General features: G+C 68.2%; 14 protein-coding genes. 10 read left to right on the forward strand and 4 right to left on the reverse strand.

Features of this window, described 5'->3' with window-relative positions:
• Positions 1–2: 2 nt before the first annotated feature.
• Entirely contained in the window at positions 3–1,475 is a 1,473-nt protein-coding gene (locus ACTJKH_RS14610) for a leucyl aminopeptidase (RefSeq protein ID WP_440737511.1), read from the reverse strand.
• A 104-nt stretch (positions 1,476–1,579) separates the two neighbouring features.
• Here ACTJKH_RS14610 and ACTJKH_RS14615 point away from each other — a divergent pair, with 104 nt between their 5' ends.
• The 3 genes from ACTJKH_RS14615 (at position 1,580) to ACTJKH_RS14625 (ending at position 4,615) form a co-directional block, all read left to right on the forward strand.
• Positions 1,580–2,521 carry a proteasome assembly chaperone family protein gene (locus ACTJKH_RS14615; RefSeq protein ID WP_440737512.1) on the forward strand — a complete coding sequence of 314 codons (942 nt, stop codon included), beginning with the start codon at positions 1,580–1,582 and terminating at the stop codon, positions 2,519–2,521.
• Positions 2,522–2,687: 166 nt separating this feature from the next.
• Positions 2,688–3,923, forward strand: coding sequence for an RNA polymerase sigma factor (locus ACTJKH_RS14620; protein WP_056517175.1), 1,236 nt, complete (start codon positions 2,688–2,690; stop codon positions 3,921–3,923).
• Positions 3,923–4,615, forward strand: coding sequence for a coenzyme F420-0:L-glutamate ligase (locus ACTJKH_RS14625; protein ID WP_210098072.1), 693 nt, complete (start codon positions 3,923–3,925; stop codon positions 4,613–4,615). Before ACTJKH_RS14620 ends, ACTJKH_RS14625 begins: the two co-directional genes overlap by 1 nt.
• A 79-nt stretch (positions 4,616–4,694) precedes the next feature.
• Here the strand turns inward: ACTJKH_RS14625 and ACTJKH_RS14630 are convergent, their stop codons facing one another.
• Entirely contained in the window at positions 4,695–5,711 is a 1,017-nt protein-coding gene (locus tag ACTJKH_RS14630) for a sugar-transfer associated ATP-grasp domain-containing protein (RefSeq protein WP_440737513.1), read from the reverse strand.
• A 79-nt stretch (positions 5,712–5,790) separates the two neighbouring features.
• Here ACTJKH_RS14630 and ACTJKH_RS14635 point away from each other — a divergent pair, with 79 nt between their 5' ends.
• The gene (locus ACTJKH_RS14635) at positions 5,791–6,498 is read left to right on the forward strand and encodes an alanine racemase C-terminal domain-containing protein (RefSeq protein WP_440737514.1); all 708 of its coding nucleotides are present in this window, start codon (positions 5,791–5,793) and stop codon (positions 6,496–6,498) included.
• On the forward strand, positions 6,495–7,535 hold the full coding sequence (locus tag ACTJKH_RS14640) for an alanine racemase (protein WP_440737515.1): 1,041 nt from the start codon (positions 6,495–6,497) through the stop codon (positions 7,533–7,535). The genes ACTJKH_RS14635 and ACTJKH_RS14640 overlap by 4 nt, the downstream gene beginning before the upstream one ends.
• A gap of 87 nt (positions 7,536–7,622) precedes the next feature.
• On the opposite strand, the gene ACTJKH_RS14645 is transcribed toward ACTJKH_RS14640, so the two are convergent.
• The gene (locus tag ACTJKH_RS14645; RefSeq protein WP_042540282.1) at positions 7,623–7,835 is read right to left on the reverse strand and encodes a DUF7455 domain-containing protein; all 213 of its coding nucleotides are present in this window, start codon (positions 7,833–7,835) and stop codon (positions 7,623–7,625) included.
• A 182-nt stretch (positions 7,836–8,017) separates the two neighbouring features.
• Between ACTJKH_RS14645 and ACTJKH_RS14650 the strand changes: the two genes are divergently transcribed.
• Complete coding sequence (locus ACTJKH_RS14650; RefSeq protein ID WP_372443554.1) at positions 8,018–10,120, forward strand: DNA gyrase/topoisomerase IV subunit B; 2,103 nt, start codon at positions 8,018–8,020, stop codon at positions 10,118–10,120.
• A 3-nt stretch (positions 10,121–10,123) separates the two neighbouring features.
• On the opposite strand, the gene ACTJKH_RS14655 is transcribed toward ACTJKH_RS14650, so the two are convergent.
• Positions 10,124–11,341 (reverse strand): glycosyltransferase, encoded by a 1,218-nt coding sequence (locus ACTJKH_RS14655; protein ID WP_440737516.1) that lies wholly within the window; start codon positions 11,339–11,341, stop codon positions 10,124–10,126.
• A gap of 32 nt (positions 11,342–11,373) precedes the next feature.
• Between ACTJKH_RS14655 and ACTJKH_RS14660 the strand changes: the two genes are divergently transcribed.
• Genes ACTJKH_RS14660 through ACTJKH_RS14675 form a run of 4 tightly spaced genes read left to right on the forward strand, consistent with a single transcriptional unit; the run spans position 11,374 to position 15,378 of the window.
• Entirely contained in the window at positions 11,374–12,363 is a 990-nt protein-coding gene (locus ACTJKH_RS14660; protein WP_440737517.1) for an NAD-dependent epimerase/dehydratase family protein, read from the forward strand.
• A complete protein-coding gene (locus ACTJKH_RS14665; protein ID WP_440737518.1) occupies positions 12,360–13,157 on the forward strand; it encodes an MBL fold metallo-hydrolase in 798 nt (265 codons plus the stop codon). Before ACTJKH_RS14660 ends, ACTJKH_RS14665 begins: the two co-directional genes overlap by 4 nt.
• Positions 13,157–14,449: a F390 synthetase-related protein gene (locus tag ACTJKH_RS14670; protein WP_440737519.1), complete on the forward strand. Its 1,293-nt coding sequence runs from the start codon at positions 13,157–13,159 to the stop codon at positions 14,447–14,449. Before ACTJKH_RS14665 ends, ACTJKH_RS14670 begins: the two co-directional genes overlap by 1 nt.
• Before the next feature lie 14 nt (positions 14,450–14,463).
• Positions 14,464–15,378 carry a 3-oxoacyl-ACP synthase III family protein gene (locus ACTJKH_RS14675; protein WP_440737520.1) on the forward strand — a complete coding sequence of 305 codons (915 nt, stop codon included), beginning with the start codon at positions 14,464–14,466 and terminating at the stop codon, positions 15,376–15,378.
• Positions 15,379–15,388: the final 10 nt, after the last annotated feature.

Consider the following 15,388-nt stretch of genomic DNA (forward strand, 5'->3'; position numbering starts at 1 on the left):
GGTCATGCCTCCGTGTGGGATGCTTCGGCGAACGCGATGATCGATCGGACCATCGCGCCCGTGGGGCCCTTGTCGGTGAAGCCGTACGGCGCACCGTTGTGCTCGCCGGATCCGGCGATGTCGAGGTGCACCCAGGGGATGCGAGGGGCGTCCTTCTCGTCGGAGACGCGTCCGACGAAGCGTCGCAGGAAGAGACCCGCGTACGACGCACCGCCCATGCGATCGCTCATGTTCGCGTTCTGCATGTCGGCGATGGGGGAGTCGAGCGAGTCCTCCATGTGCTCGGGGAGCGGCATGTGCCAGGCGAGCTCGTCCGCGGCCCGCGCGGCGCTCAGGAACTCGGCGACCGCGTCGTCGGCGCCGAAGACGCCCGTGTGACGGTGACCCAGCGCCATCACGATCGCGCCGGTGAGCGTCGCGACGTCGATGATGACGTCCGGGTTCTCGCGGCTGGCGGCGACGAGGCCGTCTGCCATGACCAGTCGGCCCTCGGCATCGGTGTTCGGAACCTCGACGGTCGTGCCGTCGAGCATCCGGATGACGTCGCCGGGGCGCAGTGCGCGCCCGGAGGGCATGTTGTCGGTGATGCACAGCCAGGCGGTGACGTGCACGGGAAGACCGAGCGCGGCGATCGCCCGCAGCGCGGCGACGCTCGTCGCGGCGCCCGCCATGTCGAACTTCATGCCGACCATCGATGCCGCGGGCTTGAGCGACAGCCCGCCGGTGTCGAAGGTGATGCCCTTGCCGACCAGCGCGATGTGCCGGGTGGCGTTCTCGGGTGCGTAGTCCAGGCGCACGAGACGAGGAGGGCGGTCGGAGCCCTGGGCGACGCCGAGGATCCCGCCGAAGCCCTGCTCGGCCAGCGCATCCTCATCGAGGATCTCGACGGTGACGTCGAGGCCCTCGACGCTGTCCGCCGCACTCTGCGCCAGCTGGGTGGGGCTCTGCCACTCGGCGGGGACGAAGACGAGGTCCTTGACGAGGGCGACGGCCTCGCCGACGGCGACGGCGCGAGAGAGATCCTGTTCGTCGAGATCCGCATGCAGCACGACCGACGTGGCGCGGCTCTTGCCGGGCTCCCGGCGGTAGCTGTCGAATCGGTAGCCGCCGAGAACCGCGCCTTCGGCGGCAGCGGAGGCGAACTCCTCGAGCCCGGGAGCGAGTCCGAGCGAGACGTTCTCGAACCCGGTGAGGGAGCGAAGCGCAGCGCCGACCGCGTTGCGCACGGCTGCGGCATCGGGCGTGCGTCCGACACCGACGACGGCGAAGGGCAGCTCGGTGACCTCGGGGGCGTACACGCGGGTGAACGCCGACGGCGAGCCCGTGAAGCCGATGCCCTTCAGTGAGTCGGCGAGTCCCGGGTGGCCGGACAACGACTCTGTGGAGTCGGAGATGTCGGCGATGACGAGCACTGCGGCGTCTGCAGCGCTTCCGGGGAACTGATCTGAGGTGCGCGAGAGCGCGGGAAGCGTCATGACTCCATCCTAGGGAAGCCTGCCGGGGGAGACGCGGAGCGGCTGTTCGCTCTCAGCATGACGGTCGCCGCCCGCCCGCGGGAACCTGCTCGTAGCATGGACTCATGCCCTTCTCCGGAGAGATCCATGAACGTGTAGCGAACGCGCCGGCGGTGCCGCGCGGGCTGCCCCTTGTCCTGCTCCTGACGGGTTTCACCGACGCGGGCAACGCTGTCTCAGGGCTCATCGAGCACCTCCGCGAGACGACCTCTCCCGAGCCGATCGCGGTCTTCGACAACGACGTACTCCTCGACTACCGCGCGCGTCGCCCCGTGATCTCGTTCGATCAGGACCACCTCGCGGAGTTCCGTCCCGCTCGACTGGAGCTCTCGCTCGCGACCGACGCCCTCGGTCAGAAGTTCCTGCTCCTCGCGGGCTACGAGCCCGACTTCGCCTGGAACGAGTTCGCCCGCACCGTGCTCGAGCTCGCCGACGAATTCGAGGTCTCGGGTCTGAACTGGGTGCACTCGATCGCGATGCCCGTGCCCCACACCCGTCCCATCGGCACGACGGTCAGCGGCAACCGCCGCGAGCTCACGGTCGCGCACTCCGTGTGGCGTCCGCGCACACAGGTGCCGGCGACCGCAGGGCATCTGCTCGAGTTCCGATTCGCCGAGCACGGCGACCGCGTCGTCGGTTTCGTCCTGCTCGTGCCGCACTACCTCGCAGAGACCGAGAATCCGGAGGCCGTGATCGCGGCCGCCGAGAAGCTGATGGCCGCTACGGGCCTGGTGATCCTGCTCGATGAGGTGCAGGAGCGCCGCCAGGACTACCTGACACGCGTCGACGAGCAGGTGCTCGGAAACGACGAGCTGCAGCAGATGGTGCAGGGTCTCGAGCGCCGCTACGACGCCTACATGGCGGGCCGTGACCCCGAGGACGGCTCGTACGACGAGGGCGGTTTCAACGAGCGCGATCTCCCGAGCGCCGATGAACTGGCCGCCGAGCTCGAGCGCTATCTCGCCTCGCGCCCCAGCAGCGACGAGGACAAGCCCGGTCGGGGTTGACATCCGGGCGCGAACTTCGGCGGAATGCATCTGCATGCCCACACGTGTGCGATACTAGGACTCTGACCCGTTGTCAATCGATCTTTCCGGAGATCTGACTTGACAAGGGTCTTACTAGTGTCCGAAATGCTCCGGGGCCTGCGAGCGGCCCCGTGAAAGGCGAAACGTGACTCCTGCCACGACGAAGAAGACCCGGACGACGAAGAAGACCGCCGACGCTCCCGAGGTCGACGCTCCGGTCGAGGAGGCCGCTGAGAAGCCGGTTCCCAAGACCGCAGCCCAGCGGGCCGCTGCCAAGCGCGCGCCCGCGAAGAAGAAGAAGGCCGATGACATCGTCGAAGACGACGAGACTCCTCCCGCCGCAGAGCCCGACGAGGACGACGAGGACTCCAAGCCCAAGTTCACCGAGCCGCTGCCCACCGGCGCGATCGTCATCTCGTCGAACGACGACGAGGATGTGCCGGTCTACTCCACGCAGATCACCGGCGCGACCGCCGACCCGGTCAAGGACTACCTGAAGCAGATCGGAAAGGTCGCGCTGCTGAACGCGGCCGAAGAGGTCGAGCTCGCGATGCGCATCGAGGCCGGCCTGTTCGCCGAGGAGAAGCTCTCGACGATGACCGCCGCAGAGAAGGCGGGTCAGCTCGGACTCGACCTGCAGTGGGTCGCTCGTGACGGACAGCGTGCGAAGAGCCACCTGCTCGGCGCCAACCTGCGTCTCGTCGTCTCGCTCGCCAAGCGCTACACCGGTCGCGGCATGCAGTTCCTGGACCTGATCCAGGAGGGCAACCTCGGCCTGATCCGCGCCGTCGAGAAGTTCGACTACACCAAGGGCTTCAAGTTCTCGACCTACGCCACCTGGTGGATCCGTCAGGCGATCACCCGCGCGATGGCCGACCAGGCCCGTACCATCCGCATCCCGGTGCATATGGTCGAGGTCATCAACAAGCTGGCCCGCGTGCAGCGCCAGATGCTGCAGGACCTGGGCCGAGAGCCCACCCCGGAAGAGCTCAGCCGCGAGCTGGACATGACGCCCGAGAAGGTCGTCGAGGTCCAGAAGTACGGCCGCGAGCCGATCTCGCTCCACACGCCGCTCGGCGAGGACGGCGACAGCGAGTTCGGTGACCTCATCGAGGACACCGAGGCCGTGGTCCCCGCGGACGCGGTCGGCTTCACGATGCTGCAGCGTCAGCTCGAGCAGCTGCTCGACTCGCTCTCCGAGCGTGAGGCCGGTGTGATCCGGATGCGCTTCGGACTCGGCGACGGCCAGCCCAAGACGCTCGACCAGATCGGTGACACGTTCGGCGTGACGCGTGAGCGCATCCGTCAGATCGAGTCGAAGACGATGGCGAAGCTGCGCCACCCGAGCCGCTCGCAGTCGCTGCGGGACTACCTCGAGTGATGCAGGCGAACGAGGGCAAGGCGCTCGAGGCGAGCGTCGACGGCAAGAGCTATGCGCGCATTCCGCTGCGCACCCGCGTCATCATGCCGAACGACGATCTCGACTCGGTGATCACGGAGTACGCGAAGGATGCGGTGCAGCCGGGTGACCTGCTGTTCGTCACCGAGAAGATCGTCGCGATCACGCAGGGGCGGTCCTACCGTCTCGACGAGATCACGCCGCGTCCGCTCGCGCGCTTCCTCTCGCGCTATGTGGTGCGGACGTCGTACGGCATCGGCCTCGGCATGCCCGAGACGATGGAGATGGCGCTGCGCGAGTGCGGCACCCTGCGGATCCTGTTCGCGGCGGGCGTCTCGGTGATCACGAAGGCCTTCGGGCGACGTGGCGACTTCTACCGCATCGCGGGAGACAAGGCGCGTGCCATCGACGGACCCACGAAGAACACGATCCCGCCTTACAACGAGGCGGTCGTGCTCGGACCGAAGAATCCGCGTGAGGTCGCTCTCCGTCTGCAGAAGCTGGTCGGAGGACACGCCGACGTCGCGGTGGTCGACATCAACGACATCGGCGGGAACATCCTCGGCTCGACTCTCGACAAGGCCGGTGAGCGTCGTCTCGTGCAGATCCTCGGAGACAACCCGCTCGGCCAGGCGACGCAGTCGACACCGATGGGCATCGTCCGAGCGGTCTGAAGCGCTCACTGAGCCCAGAACTCACGAAGAAGGCCCGGATGCTCAGCATCCGGGCCTTCTCTGCGTCTGCGCTTCGGGGTCAGAACCCGATCGCGGCCTGGTAGCGAGGCTTGTGACCGGTGCGGATGCCGGTGACGCTGGGCTTGTTCTCGTACACGCCGGCGCCCCAGTTGCCCTCCACGAGCACGGGGCCGTCGGGCGTCACGACGATGTCCCAGCCGACGTACTGGATCTGCGGCACGACGCGGGCGACCTGGTCGACGAACTCACGGACCTCGTCCATCATCGGCAGCTGGAAGTCGGCGATCGGGAAGCCGGAGTCGGGGTGCGTGACGTGCACGTGGCCGTGGGAGTCGTAGCCGGAGCCCACAGAGTGGCCGTTCTCGTCGAGCATCGTGTAGAAACCGCCGAAGCTCATCTGGTCGCTCACCGCGCCGCGGCCGAACTTCTGCGCCATGGCGAGGATGTGCGTCTTCTCCCCGTCGAAGAAGGCGGTGATGCGGGTGGTGTTCACAGTGCCGGGGCAGACGGCGGCGAGGTCGGCGTGCTGGCGGATGACCTCTTCGACCAGCACCTGCTTCTTCGCCAGCAGTTCGGCGTGGAACGCGTCCCAGTCGGTGACGTCGGCCGCGTGGTAGCGGTGCACTCCGGTGCCGGCCTGGCCGTGGGTCTCCTTGACGACGATCGTGCCCTGGCGCTCGGTGAACGCGCGCAGCTCGTCGGCGTTGCCCTCGGTGATCAGCATCCACTCGCGCTTGAGGAACGCGTCGAAGCGTGCGTCGAACTCGGCCTTGTCATGGAAGAGGTGCCGGTAGTCGGGGTGGTCGTACTTCTGCGAGATCTCGTTGGACACCGGATGCGTCATGAACGTGTCGCGCTCCGCCTTGGTGAGGATCGCGAAGTCGTAGTCGATGTAGTCCTGGAATCCGACGTTGTGGCGTCCAGCCGACCAGAGCATGTCGACCACGACGAGAGGTACGGCCTTGCCGTGCTGGGCGGATGACTCCTTGGCCCTCTCGATCACCGAGGCGACGTCGATGCGGCGGGCGCGCGCCAGCAGGTAGCGGACGCGGGGCACGAGGGAAAAGCGTGACATGGATCTCCAAATTCGGGGTCATGACCAGTCTACGGGGGGCGCACAGAGCATCCTGGGAAGCCGGAGCTAGGCTGGACAGGTGTGTGAGAAGACATCCAGCTCCCGTCCACGCGCGGTGATCTCCCGGTCGGCTCTGGCAGCGGCATCGACCGCAGCCGTCGACGCAGGGGGCCGTGTCGCCGATCTGCGCAGGGATGCCTGGGGGCATGGGGTGCTCGCGATCGCCCACGCCGTGACCGCCGCCGGCGCAGCCGCGGTGTTGGTGGACCATTCCGAAGAAGTCGAGGCGCTGCGCCTCGAGGGCATCGAGGCGCTCACCGAGGGCGTGGCCGACATCGACGCATCCCTTCTCTACGGACTCCCGGGTGCAGACGGCACGCTTCGCACGACTCCGGTGATGCGGCTCGCCGGGAGGGTCCTGTCGACGAAGCCGCTCAAGGCCGGGGATGCCGTCTCCTACGGATACACGCACCGGGCGACGCAGGACACGACCGCGGCGCTGATCACCGGGGGGTACGCGCAGGGCATCGTCCGTGCGCTCGGCAACGCGGCGACCGTCGAGATCGCCGGTGCGTCGCGGCCGATCGTCGGGCGTGTCGCGATGGACGTGTGCGTGATCGACCTCCAGGACTCGGACGACGTCGAGCTGGGGGCGGATGCCACGTACTTCGGCGGCAGAGGGTCTGCAGGCCCTGGTCTCGCGCGCTGGAGCGCCGTGACCGGGCTCACGATCGCCGAGCTCATCGCGGTGGCCGGTTCGCACGCCGACCGGGGGTGGGAGGCGTGACTCGCCCGGAGCTGCGCATCCGCACCGACAGGTTCGTGTCGAACATCGCCGCCGTCCGCGAGCGCATCGCCCCGTCGACGTTGATGGTCGTGCTGAAGGACGATGCCTACGGCCACGGGCTGCGGTGGGCCGTCGACGCGGCCAAGGAGGCAGGCGTCGAGTGGTACGGCTCGTATGACGTGGGCAGCGGAGTCGAGGCGCGACGCGTGCTGGGCGACACCGGGAGGATCCTGGCCTGGGTGACATCGACCGACGCGGAGATCGACGACGCGCTGCACCACCGGATCGATCTGGGAGTGGGGTCGGCCGAGTACCTCACCCGGATCGTCACCCGGGCACGGGACCAGGGCGTGCGCGCCCGCGTCCATCTCAAGATCGACACCGGACTGCACCGCAACGGACTCCTCCCCGAGGAGTGGGAGCAGACGATCGCGAACGTCCGCGCGGCGGAGGCTGCGGGTCATCTCGAACTCGCGGGCATCTGGAGCCACCTCGCCGAGGCGAGCGACGCCGAGGATGACGACGCTCAGGCGGTGTTCCTCGAGGCCGTCCGTGTGGTCGAGTCGTCGGGGCCGACCCCGGAGGCGCTGCACCTGACGGCATCCGCAGCATCGTGGTGGCGACCGGAGCTGCGCGGATCCGTGTCGCGGATCGGCGCGTTCTGCTACGGCGTCCGTTCGGCTGACGGTCCGGAGCTCGAGGGTGTCCTCCCCGTCGCGGAGCTCGTCGCGACGGTCGTCACCGTCCGCGATGATGAGGCCGTGATCGCGATCGGCTCCTTCGACGGCATCCCCTCGACTCTCGCAGGCTGCCACGTCGGGACGACCGCGGGCGCGCGTGAGCTCCGTCGCATCGACGCGACGACGGCGGTCGTCGCGGGGTGGCCGGGCATGCGAGCCGGCGATCCGGTGTGGCTCTTCGGTGCCGGCGAGCACGGAGAGTCGAGCGCGACGACGCTCGCCGAGCGCGTCGACACGGTCGGGGAGGAGATCCTCACCCGACTGACGTCGCGTGTTCGACGCGTCGTCGTCGCCTGACGAGCGAGGCCGCGCGACGAAAGCCGCTGCTTAACAGAAGCGGAGCCCGTCTCATGACGGGCTCCGAGGCAGATCAGACCGAGTGGTTCAGTCGATCAGACGAGCGGTCTCATCGTGCCAGCTCGTTGCGATGCTGCGAAGCTTCTCTTCGTACTTGCGTCCGTGGTGGGCGCAGAAGAGCAGCTCGGAGCCGTTGACCTCGGCCGCGATGTAGGCCTGAGCGCCACACGAATCACAGCGATCCATGGCGGTCAGGCGGAACTCGACGGCGGAGGTCTCACGTTCGGTCGTTGCGTTCATCACGGTGCCTCCTTGAGTGTCGGGTTCGCTGGTTGGGCGTGTTCAATGTAACCACGCTGTGGCTGTAGTAATGCCCGGTTTGCGGCGTGTTTCGCTCAGCGCGTACGCGCCGGTGCCCCAGTGCCCCTCTGCGGGGAGTGTCTGCGGGCCCGGAGGGGGCATCGCGAATAGACTCGGAGATTGTGACCGCCGAGTATTCCGCCCATCATCTCCAGGTGCTCGAAGGGCTCGAGGCTGTCCGCAAGCGTCCCGGTATGTACATCGGTTCGAACGGATCCCCGGGCCTGATGCACTGCCTCTGGGAGATCATCGACAACGCCGTCGACGAGGCCGTCGCGGGCAACGGCTCGAAGATCGACATCATCCTGCATGAGGACGGAAGCGTCGAGGTCCATGACCGCGGCCGCGGCATCCCCGTCGACGTCGAGCCCCGCACCGGTCTCACCGGCGTCGAAGTGGTGTTCACGAAGCTGCACGCCGGCGGAAAGTTCGGCGGCGGGTCATACGCGGCATCCGGTGGTCTGCACGGTGTCGGCGCGTCGGTCGTCAACGCACTCTCCGAGCGCCTCGACGTCGAGGTCGACCGCGGCGGCAAGACGTACGCGATGTCGTTCCACCGCGGCGAGCCGGGTCTCTTCGCGGACTCGGGCGAGAAGCGACCGGACGCGAAGTTCACACCGTTCCGCGACAAGAGCGAGCTCCGGGTCGTCGGCAAGGCCCCCCGCGGTACCAGTGGAACCCGCATCCGCTACTGGGCGGATCACCAGATCTTCACGAAGGACGCTGCCTTCCAGCTCAACGAACTGGAGACCCGGGCGCGCCAGACCGCTTTCCTCGTCCCCGGCCTCGAGCTGGTCATCCGCGACGAGCGTGCGGCGAACGGCTCGGAGGTCGAAGGTCAGCCCACGGAGAAGTCGTACCACTATGAGGGCGGCATCTCGGAGTTCGTCGAGTACCTCGCGAACGATGCTCCCGTCACCGACACGTGGCGCATCCAGGGCGAGGGGACCTTCAAGGAGACCGTGCCTGTGCTCCAGGCCGACGGTCACATGGTCGCCACCGAGGTCGAGCGCGTCTGCGCCGTCGACATCGCGATGCGCTGGGGCACGGGCTACGACACGATCACCCGGTCGTTCGTCAACATCATCGCCACCCCGAAGGGCGGCACGCATCAGCAGGGCTTCGAGCAGGAGCTGCTCAAGGTGCTGCGATCGCAGGTCGAGCAGAACGCCCGCCGACTCAAGGTGGGCAGCAATGACAAGCTCGAGAAGGACGACGTTCTCGCCGGACTCAGCGCGGTGCTCACGGTGAACGTGCCTGAGCCGCAGTTCGAGGGACAGACGAAGGAGGTGCTCGGCACGCCCGCCGTGCGCCAGATCGTCGCCCAGGTGATCCGCAAGGATCTCGCCGCCCGATTCAGCTCGACCAAGCGTGACGACAAGAGCCAGGCGACGCAGCTGCTCGACAAGATCGTCGCCGAGATGAAGGCCCGCGTGTCGGCACGTGCGCACAAGGAGACCCAGCGCCGCAAGAACGCGCTGGAGTCCTCGACGCTGCCGACCAAGCTCGTCGACTGCCGCACGAACGAGGTCGAGCGCAGCGAGCTCTTCATCGTCGAGGGCGACTCGGCCCTCGGCACGGCCAAGAACGCGCGCAACAGCGAGTTCCAGGCTCTGCTGCCGATCCGGGGCAAGATCCTCAACGTGCAGAAGGCCTCGGTCGGTGACATGCTCTCGAACACCGAGTGCGCGTCGATCATCCAGGTGATCGGTGCGGGCTCCGGTCGGAGCTTCGACATCGACGCCGCGCGCTACGGCAAAGTCATCCTGATGAGCGACGCCGACGTCGACGGTGCGCACATCCGCACGCTGCTCCTCACGCTCTTCTACCGGTACATGCGTCCGCTCATCGAGCACGGGCGTGTGTTCGCCGCGGTGCCGCCGCTGCACCGCGTGATCGTGATGAACCCGGGCTCGAAGCCGAACGAGACGATCTACACCTACAGCGAGCAGGAGATGCACGCGCTGCTGACCAAGCTGCGCAAGGCCGGTAAGCGCTGGCACGAGCCGATCCAGCGGTACAAGGGACTCGGTGAGATGGATGCCGAGCAGCTGGCGTCCACGACGATGGACCGCGGCGGGCGGCTTCTGCGTCGAGTGCGCATGGAGGATGCCGAGGCGGCAGGTCGTGTCTTCGAGCTGCTGATGGGCAACGAGGTCGCTCCTCGCCGCGAGTTCATCATCGACTCGTCCGATCGCCTGTCTCGGGAATCGATCGACGCCTGATCGTCACCGAGCCCTCGAGAGCGCCGCGCGGTAGACGTCGAGCAGTGCGTCGCGGTGGGTGTCCTGCGCGACCTGCGACCGGTGCGAGATCGCGGCGGCGCTCATCGAGGTGACCAGTGTCGGATCGTCTCGCAGCGTCCGGAGAGTCGCGGTCAATCCCACGGCATCCGGAGTCTCGGTCACGACGCCTCCGCCTTCGGGCAGCATCTCGGCGAGGTCCGGATCGGTGACGATCACCGGCAGCCCCGATGCGATCGCCTCGAGGATGACCATCGGCTGGTTGTCGAAGTCGAGCGACGTCGACACCAGCACGTGCGCCTGACGCATGCCGTCGAGCACCTGGGATTGGGGGACCCCGCCGCGGACCGTGAGGCGCCCCGATGCCAGATCCGAAGCCGCGGCGGCGACAGCGCGACGCGCGACACCGTCACCGAACATCTCGGCGCGGACTCCGGGCGACTGCCGTATGGCGTCGACGAAGACCTGGGGTCGCTTCTCCGGCGACAGCCGGCCGCACCAGACGGCTCGGAGCTCATCTCCCGGGGCGACGACACGCGGCGTCGGCGAGCCCACGCGAGCGAGCACGCTCGACTCGAGCCCGTTCGACAGCACGGTGAGCGGAGTCTGCACGCCCTGGGCGACGAGCTTCGCCGCGAAGTGCGCCGAGGGCACGATGACGTGGTCGGCGTGATTCGCCTGACTGACCATGAGCCGCCACATCCGCTGTGCCATCCGCGTGCTCGCGTACGAGGCTGTCGCGTCGATGCGGGCGCGATCGTGGCTCAGACGTCGTCGGTGCATGGCGGCCAGCATCATCGTCGTGACGGAAGGGATCGGCAGCACCGAGCGCGTGTACACATCGATCCGCCCGTGCATGGTCTGCACGATCGGGATGCCGAGCGCCCGCGCCGCCTCGAAGCCGCCCAGCGCCGCGAACATCTCGGTGTGCACATGGACGATCTCGATCCCGCGTGCGCTCAGGCCCTCGTGCAACGCCGCGGCGGCGGCCGCGGGCGTCCACGTGAACGGGTAGCCGTCCGGCGCGAAGCCCCGTGCCGTCGGCAGGCGCACGACGTGCGGATCCGCACTGGGCTCCGCGAGAGGCGCGAACACGAACACCTCATGACCGGCGTGCTCCAACGCTTCCCTGTGCGCCTTGATCACGGTCTGCACGCCGCCCAGAGTCGGCAGGTAGTAGTCGGTGACCATGGCGATGCGCACTCGACCACAATAGGGCGGCTAGGGTGATGTGCATGTCCGGAGCCCGTGTGCTGGTGACGGGGGCGAGCGGGTTCCTCGGCGGCTACGTGGTGCCCGAGCTGCAGCGCCACGGGTACGAGGTCTTCGCCGGCGGACGCAACACCGAGGCCCTCGCCCTGGTCGCCGATCCTGCCCACCGCGTCCCCGGCGACCTCGCGTCACTGCGCGCCCGTGACCTCCCGGTGGATGCCGTCATCCATTGCGCGGCGCTGTCGACGCCCTGGGGACACTGGAAGGACTTCCATCGGGTCAACGTCGAGGGCACCGGTCATGTCGTCGAGTTCGCCCGCCGCAACGGGGCCCGACGGATCGTGCACGTGTCGTCGCCGAGCGTGTACGCCGCGGCTCGCGACCGCCTCGGCATCCGCGAGCACGACGTCGACCGCAGCAACCGCCTCAACGGCTACATCCGCTCGAAGATCGCCGCCGAGGACCTGCTGCTCGAGGCGCTCGATGCGCGAACCGTCCCCGAGGTCGTGATCCTGCGTCCTCGCGGACTGATCGGCGTGGGTGACCCGAGCCTGGTGCCGAGGCTGCTCGATGTGCACAGCCGCATCGGCGTGCCGCTGTTCGACGGCGGCCACAACCTGATCGACGTGACCGCGGTCGAGAACGTCGCCTCGGCCCTGCGGCTGGCTCTCGATCGCGGCGATGCCGCCGGAGGGGTGTACAACATCACGAACGATGATCCTCGTGCGTTCCGCGAGCTGCTCACGACGCTGCTCGAGCGGATGGGGGAGACTCCGCGATTCCGGCCCATGAGTCGGCGGGTCGCGTGGACACTGGCATCCCTCCTCGAGGGCGTGTACGGGGTCGTACCGGGCCGACCCGAGCCTCCGCTCACGCGGTACACACTCAGTACGATCGCCTACTCGCAGACGCTCGACATCTCACGTGCGCGGAACGAACTCGGCTATCGGCCCGTCGTCTCAGTGGATTCCGCCCTCGCCGGGGTGGCCGCGCACCTGAGGTCGTCCGCGTGACGCGCCGCCTCCGTCACTACGTGTGCGGGAGCACCTCGCACGACGTCGGTGCGATGTTCCACGGACGTGCGAGGGAAGTGCGCGAGTTCCCCTCCGGCGTGTTCCTCTACGACGGCGCGGACGGACGTCGCGTGCTCTTCGACACCGGATATGCGACAGGGGAGTGGCGCACGGGCTGGCGTGGTGCCGTCTATCGTCGTCTGCTGCCGCCGACGGTGGATGACGCGGACGACGTGGCCGCGCAGCTCAGCCGCGACGGCATCGATCCGGCATCCGTCACGCATGTCGTGCTCTCGCACCTGCATCCGGATCATGTCGGGGGAGTCCGCCGTTTTCCGCAGGCCACGTTCGTGCTCAGCGCGGGGCACGAGCGGACGCTTGCGGCACCGCGTCTGCGCGCGGGAGTGCTCCCGGGCCTGTTTCCCGAGTGGTTCTCGGGCGCTGAACGCATCGTCGTCGACGACCCGGCGTTCTCGACGGTCACGATCCACGGCGTCTCGATACGGGCCCACGACCTGTTCGGTGACGGCTCGTACCTCGTCGTCGACCTTCCGGGTCATGCCGACGGGCACCTCGGCGCGGTGGTCGAGCATCGTGTGCTGCTCGCGGGTGACGCGGCGTGGGGGAACGATCTGATCGGCGCCTCCTCGGACCTGAAGCCGGTGCCCCGGCTCGTCCAGCATGATGCGGACCGCTACGTCGCGACGGCACGCGTTATCGGCGACCTCGCGGCCGCCGGCATCCGTGTGGTCTGCAGCCACGACCCGCTCGGCGCGAGGGAGCTGCTGGGCTGATGTCGAAGTTCGCGATCCTGCGTGAGTTCGCCGCGGTGCGGTGGCTCCGGCCACTGCGCACGAGGACAGCGGTGGAGAGACGCCAGCGACGCCTGCTGCGATCGCACGTGGCCTTCCTGCGCCGTCGATCGCCGTACTTCGGTGAGATGCTCGCGACGCGGTCGTTCGCCGACCTCCCGCTCATGGACAAGAGCGTCATGATGAGCCGCTTCGACGAGATCAACGCCGTGGGGGTGGGCAGGGACGAGGCGCTCGCGCTCGCGATCCGGAACGAGCGCTCGCGTGACTTCGAGGCGGATCTGGGCTCGCACTCGGTCGGGCTCTCGAGCGGGACCAGCGGGCACCGGGGCCTCTTCGTGGTGAGCAGCGCCGAGCGCGACGCCTGGGTGGGGACTGTGCTCGCCCGCACTCTTCCCCGGGGCAGGATCTTCGGGCACCGGATCGCGCTGTTCCTCCGCGCGGACAACAGTCTCTATGAGTCGGTCCGGTCGCGGGCGGTGTCGTTCCGCTACTTCGACGTGTACTCCGACATGGACGACAACATCGCCCGGCTGCAGGAGTATCGGCCCACCATCCTCGTCGCTCCGCCGTCGGTCCTGCGGCTGATCGCACGTGCGGCCGATGCCGGTGCGTTCGACGTCGTCCCGCAGCGGGTCTACTCGGTGGCCGAGGTGCTCGAGATCGCAGACGAGCAGCGCATCAGGGCCTCGCTCGGGCAGCCGCTCCTGCACCAGCTCTACCAGTGCACGGAGGGGTTCCTCGCGCACACGTGCGAGCTCGGGGTGATCCATCTGAACGAAGACAACATCCTCGTCGAACGCGAAGCCCTGGACGACGAGCGGTTCACGCCGATCGTCACCGATCTGCGCCGACGCGCGCAGCCGATCGTGCGGTACCGGCTCGGCGACGTCCTTCGCCAACGCCTCGAACCGTGCCCCTGTGGCAGTGCGCTCACGGCGATCGAGCGGATCGAGGGGCGAGAGGGCGACACCCTGGTCTTCCGGGGACTCGACGGCCGAGCCGTCCCGGTGTTCGCAGACGTGATCACCCGGGCGCTGCTCTATGCCGACGGATTCGACGAGTACCGCATCACGCAGATCGGCGAGTCGCGACTGCAGATCGCCCTGGACACGGTCGATGATCGGTCTCGGCGCCGCGTCGGAGACGAGGTGGGGGCGCTGGCCGATCGACTCGGATGCGAGCGGCCGGATCTCACGTTCGTCGACTTCGTGAGGGACGGCTCGGTGAAGCTGCGCCGGGTGGTGCAGGAATGGGGGGACCGGAGATGGTGAGGAACTGCGAGATCGTGGGGTGGGGGACATCCCTGCCCGAACGCACGATGCGATTCGAGGACGAGACGCGGTATCGGATCGAGGACGACGTGTCGCACCTCGACATGCTGACCGAGGCCTGCGAGCGGGCGCTCGCGCACGCGGGCGTCGACGCGGATCAGATCGACCTCGTCCTCGGCGCCTCAGCAGCCGGGATCCAGCCGATCCCGTGCACGGCGGCCCTCGTGCTCGAGAGACTGACGCTCACCGGTCACGCGGCAGCCTTCGACGTGAACTCCACCTGCACGAGCTTCATCACCGCACTGGACGTCGCATCGCGGTACCTGGATGCCGGTGACCACGAGACGATCCTCGTGTTCGCGGGCGACGTGGGAACGCGATTCCTGAACCCGGAGCAGCGCGAGAGCTTCGAGCTCTTCAGCGATGCGGGGGCCGCCGTCGTGCTGCGCCGCTCCGCCGACTCGGATCGCGGCGTGATCGCGAGCGCCCAGCGCACCTGGCCGGCGTACGCGCACGACACGGAGATCAGGGGCGGGCTCTCGAGATCGCCTTCACAGGCGTATGCCACGGCGGATCCCGCCGACTACCTGTTCGACATGAACGGACGACGTGCGCTGCTGGGGATGATGCGCGTGCTCCCCGAGTTCTTCGAGTCGTTCCATCGCGCATCGGGTGTCTCGTACGACGACGTCGCGCTCTGGGTGCCCCACCAGGCGTCGGCCGCGCTCGGGCCCATGCTCGACCGCCTCGGGATCCCCGTCGAGCGCCGGATCGACGAGGTGCGGGAGTTCGGCAACATGGTGTCGTCATCCGTGCCGTTCATGCTCGCGCGCGCGCTCGAGAGCGGTCGCGTCGGAGCCGGCGACACCGTGATCCTCTGCGGCACCGCCGCCGGTCTCACCGCCAACGTGCTCGCGCTGCGACTCTGACGGGCGCGCC

Source organism: Microbacterium sp. 22215, from assembly GCF_052045655.1.
Classification (GTDB): domain Bacteria; phylum Actinomycetota; class Actinomycetes; order Actinomycetales; family Microbacteriaceae; genus Microbacterium; species Microbacterium phyllosphaerae.

Coding starts and splice junctions, on each gene's coding strand:
- ACTJKH_RS14610 (WP_440737511.1), bottom strand. CDS start 1,475: ATGACGCTTCCCGCGCTCTCGCGCACCTCAGATCAGTTCCCCGGAAGC.
- ACTJKH_RS14615 (WP_440737512.1), top strand. CDS start 1,580: ATGCCCTTCTCCGGAGAGATCCATGAACGTGTAGCGAACGCGCCGGCG.
- ACTJKH_RS14625 (WP_210098072.1), top strand. CDS start 3,923: ATGCAGGCGAACGAGGGCAAGGCGCTCGAGGCGAGCGTCGACGGCAAG.
- ACTJKH_RS14630 (WP_440737513.1), bottom strand. CDS start 5,711: ATGTCACGCTTTTCCCTCGTGCCCCGCGTCCGCTACCTGCTGGCGCGC.
- ACTJKH_RS14645 (WP_042540282.1), bottom strand. CDS start 7,835: ATGAACGCAACGACCGAACGTGAGACCTCCGCCGTCGAGTTCCGCCTG.
- ACTJKH_RS14660 (WP_440737517.1), top strand. CDS start 11,374: ATGTCCGGAGCCCGTGTGCTGGTGACGGGGGCGAGCGGGTTCCTCGGC.
- ACTJKH_RS14670 (WP_440737519.1), top strand. CDS start 13,157: ATGTCGAAGTTCGCGATCCTGCGTGAGTTCGCCGCGGTGCGGTGGCTC.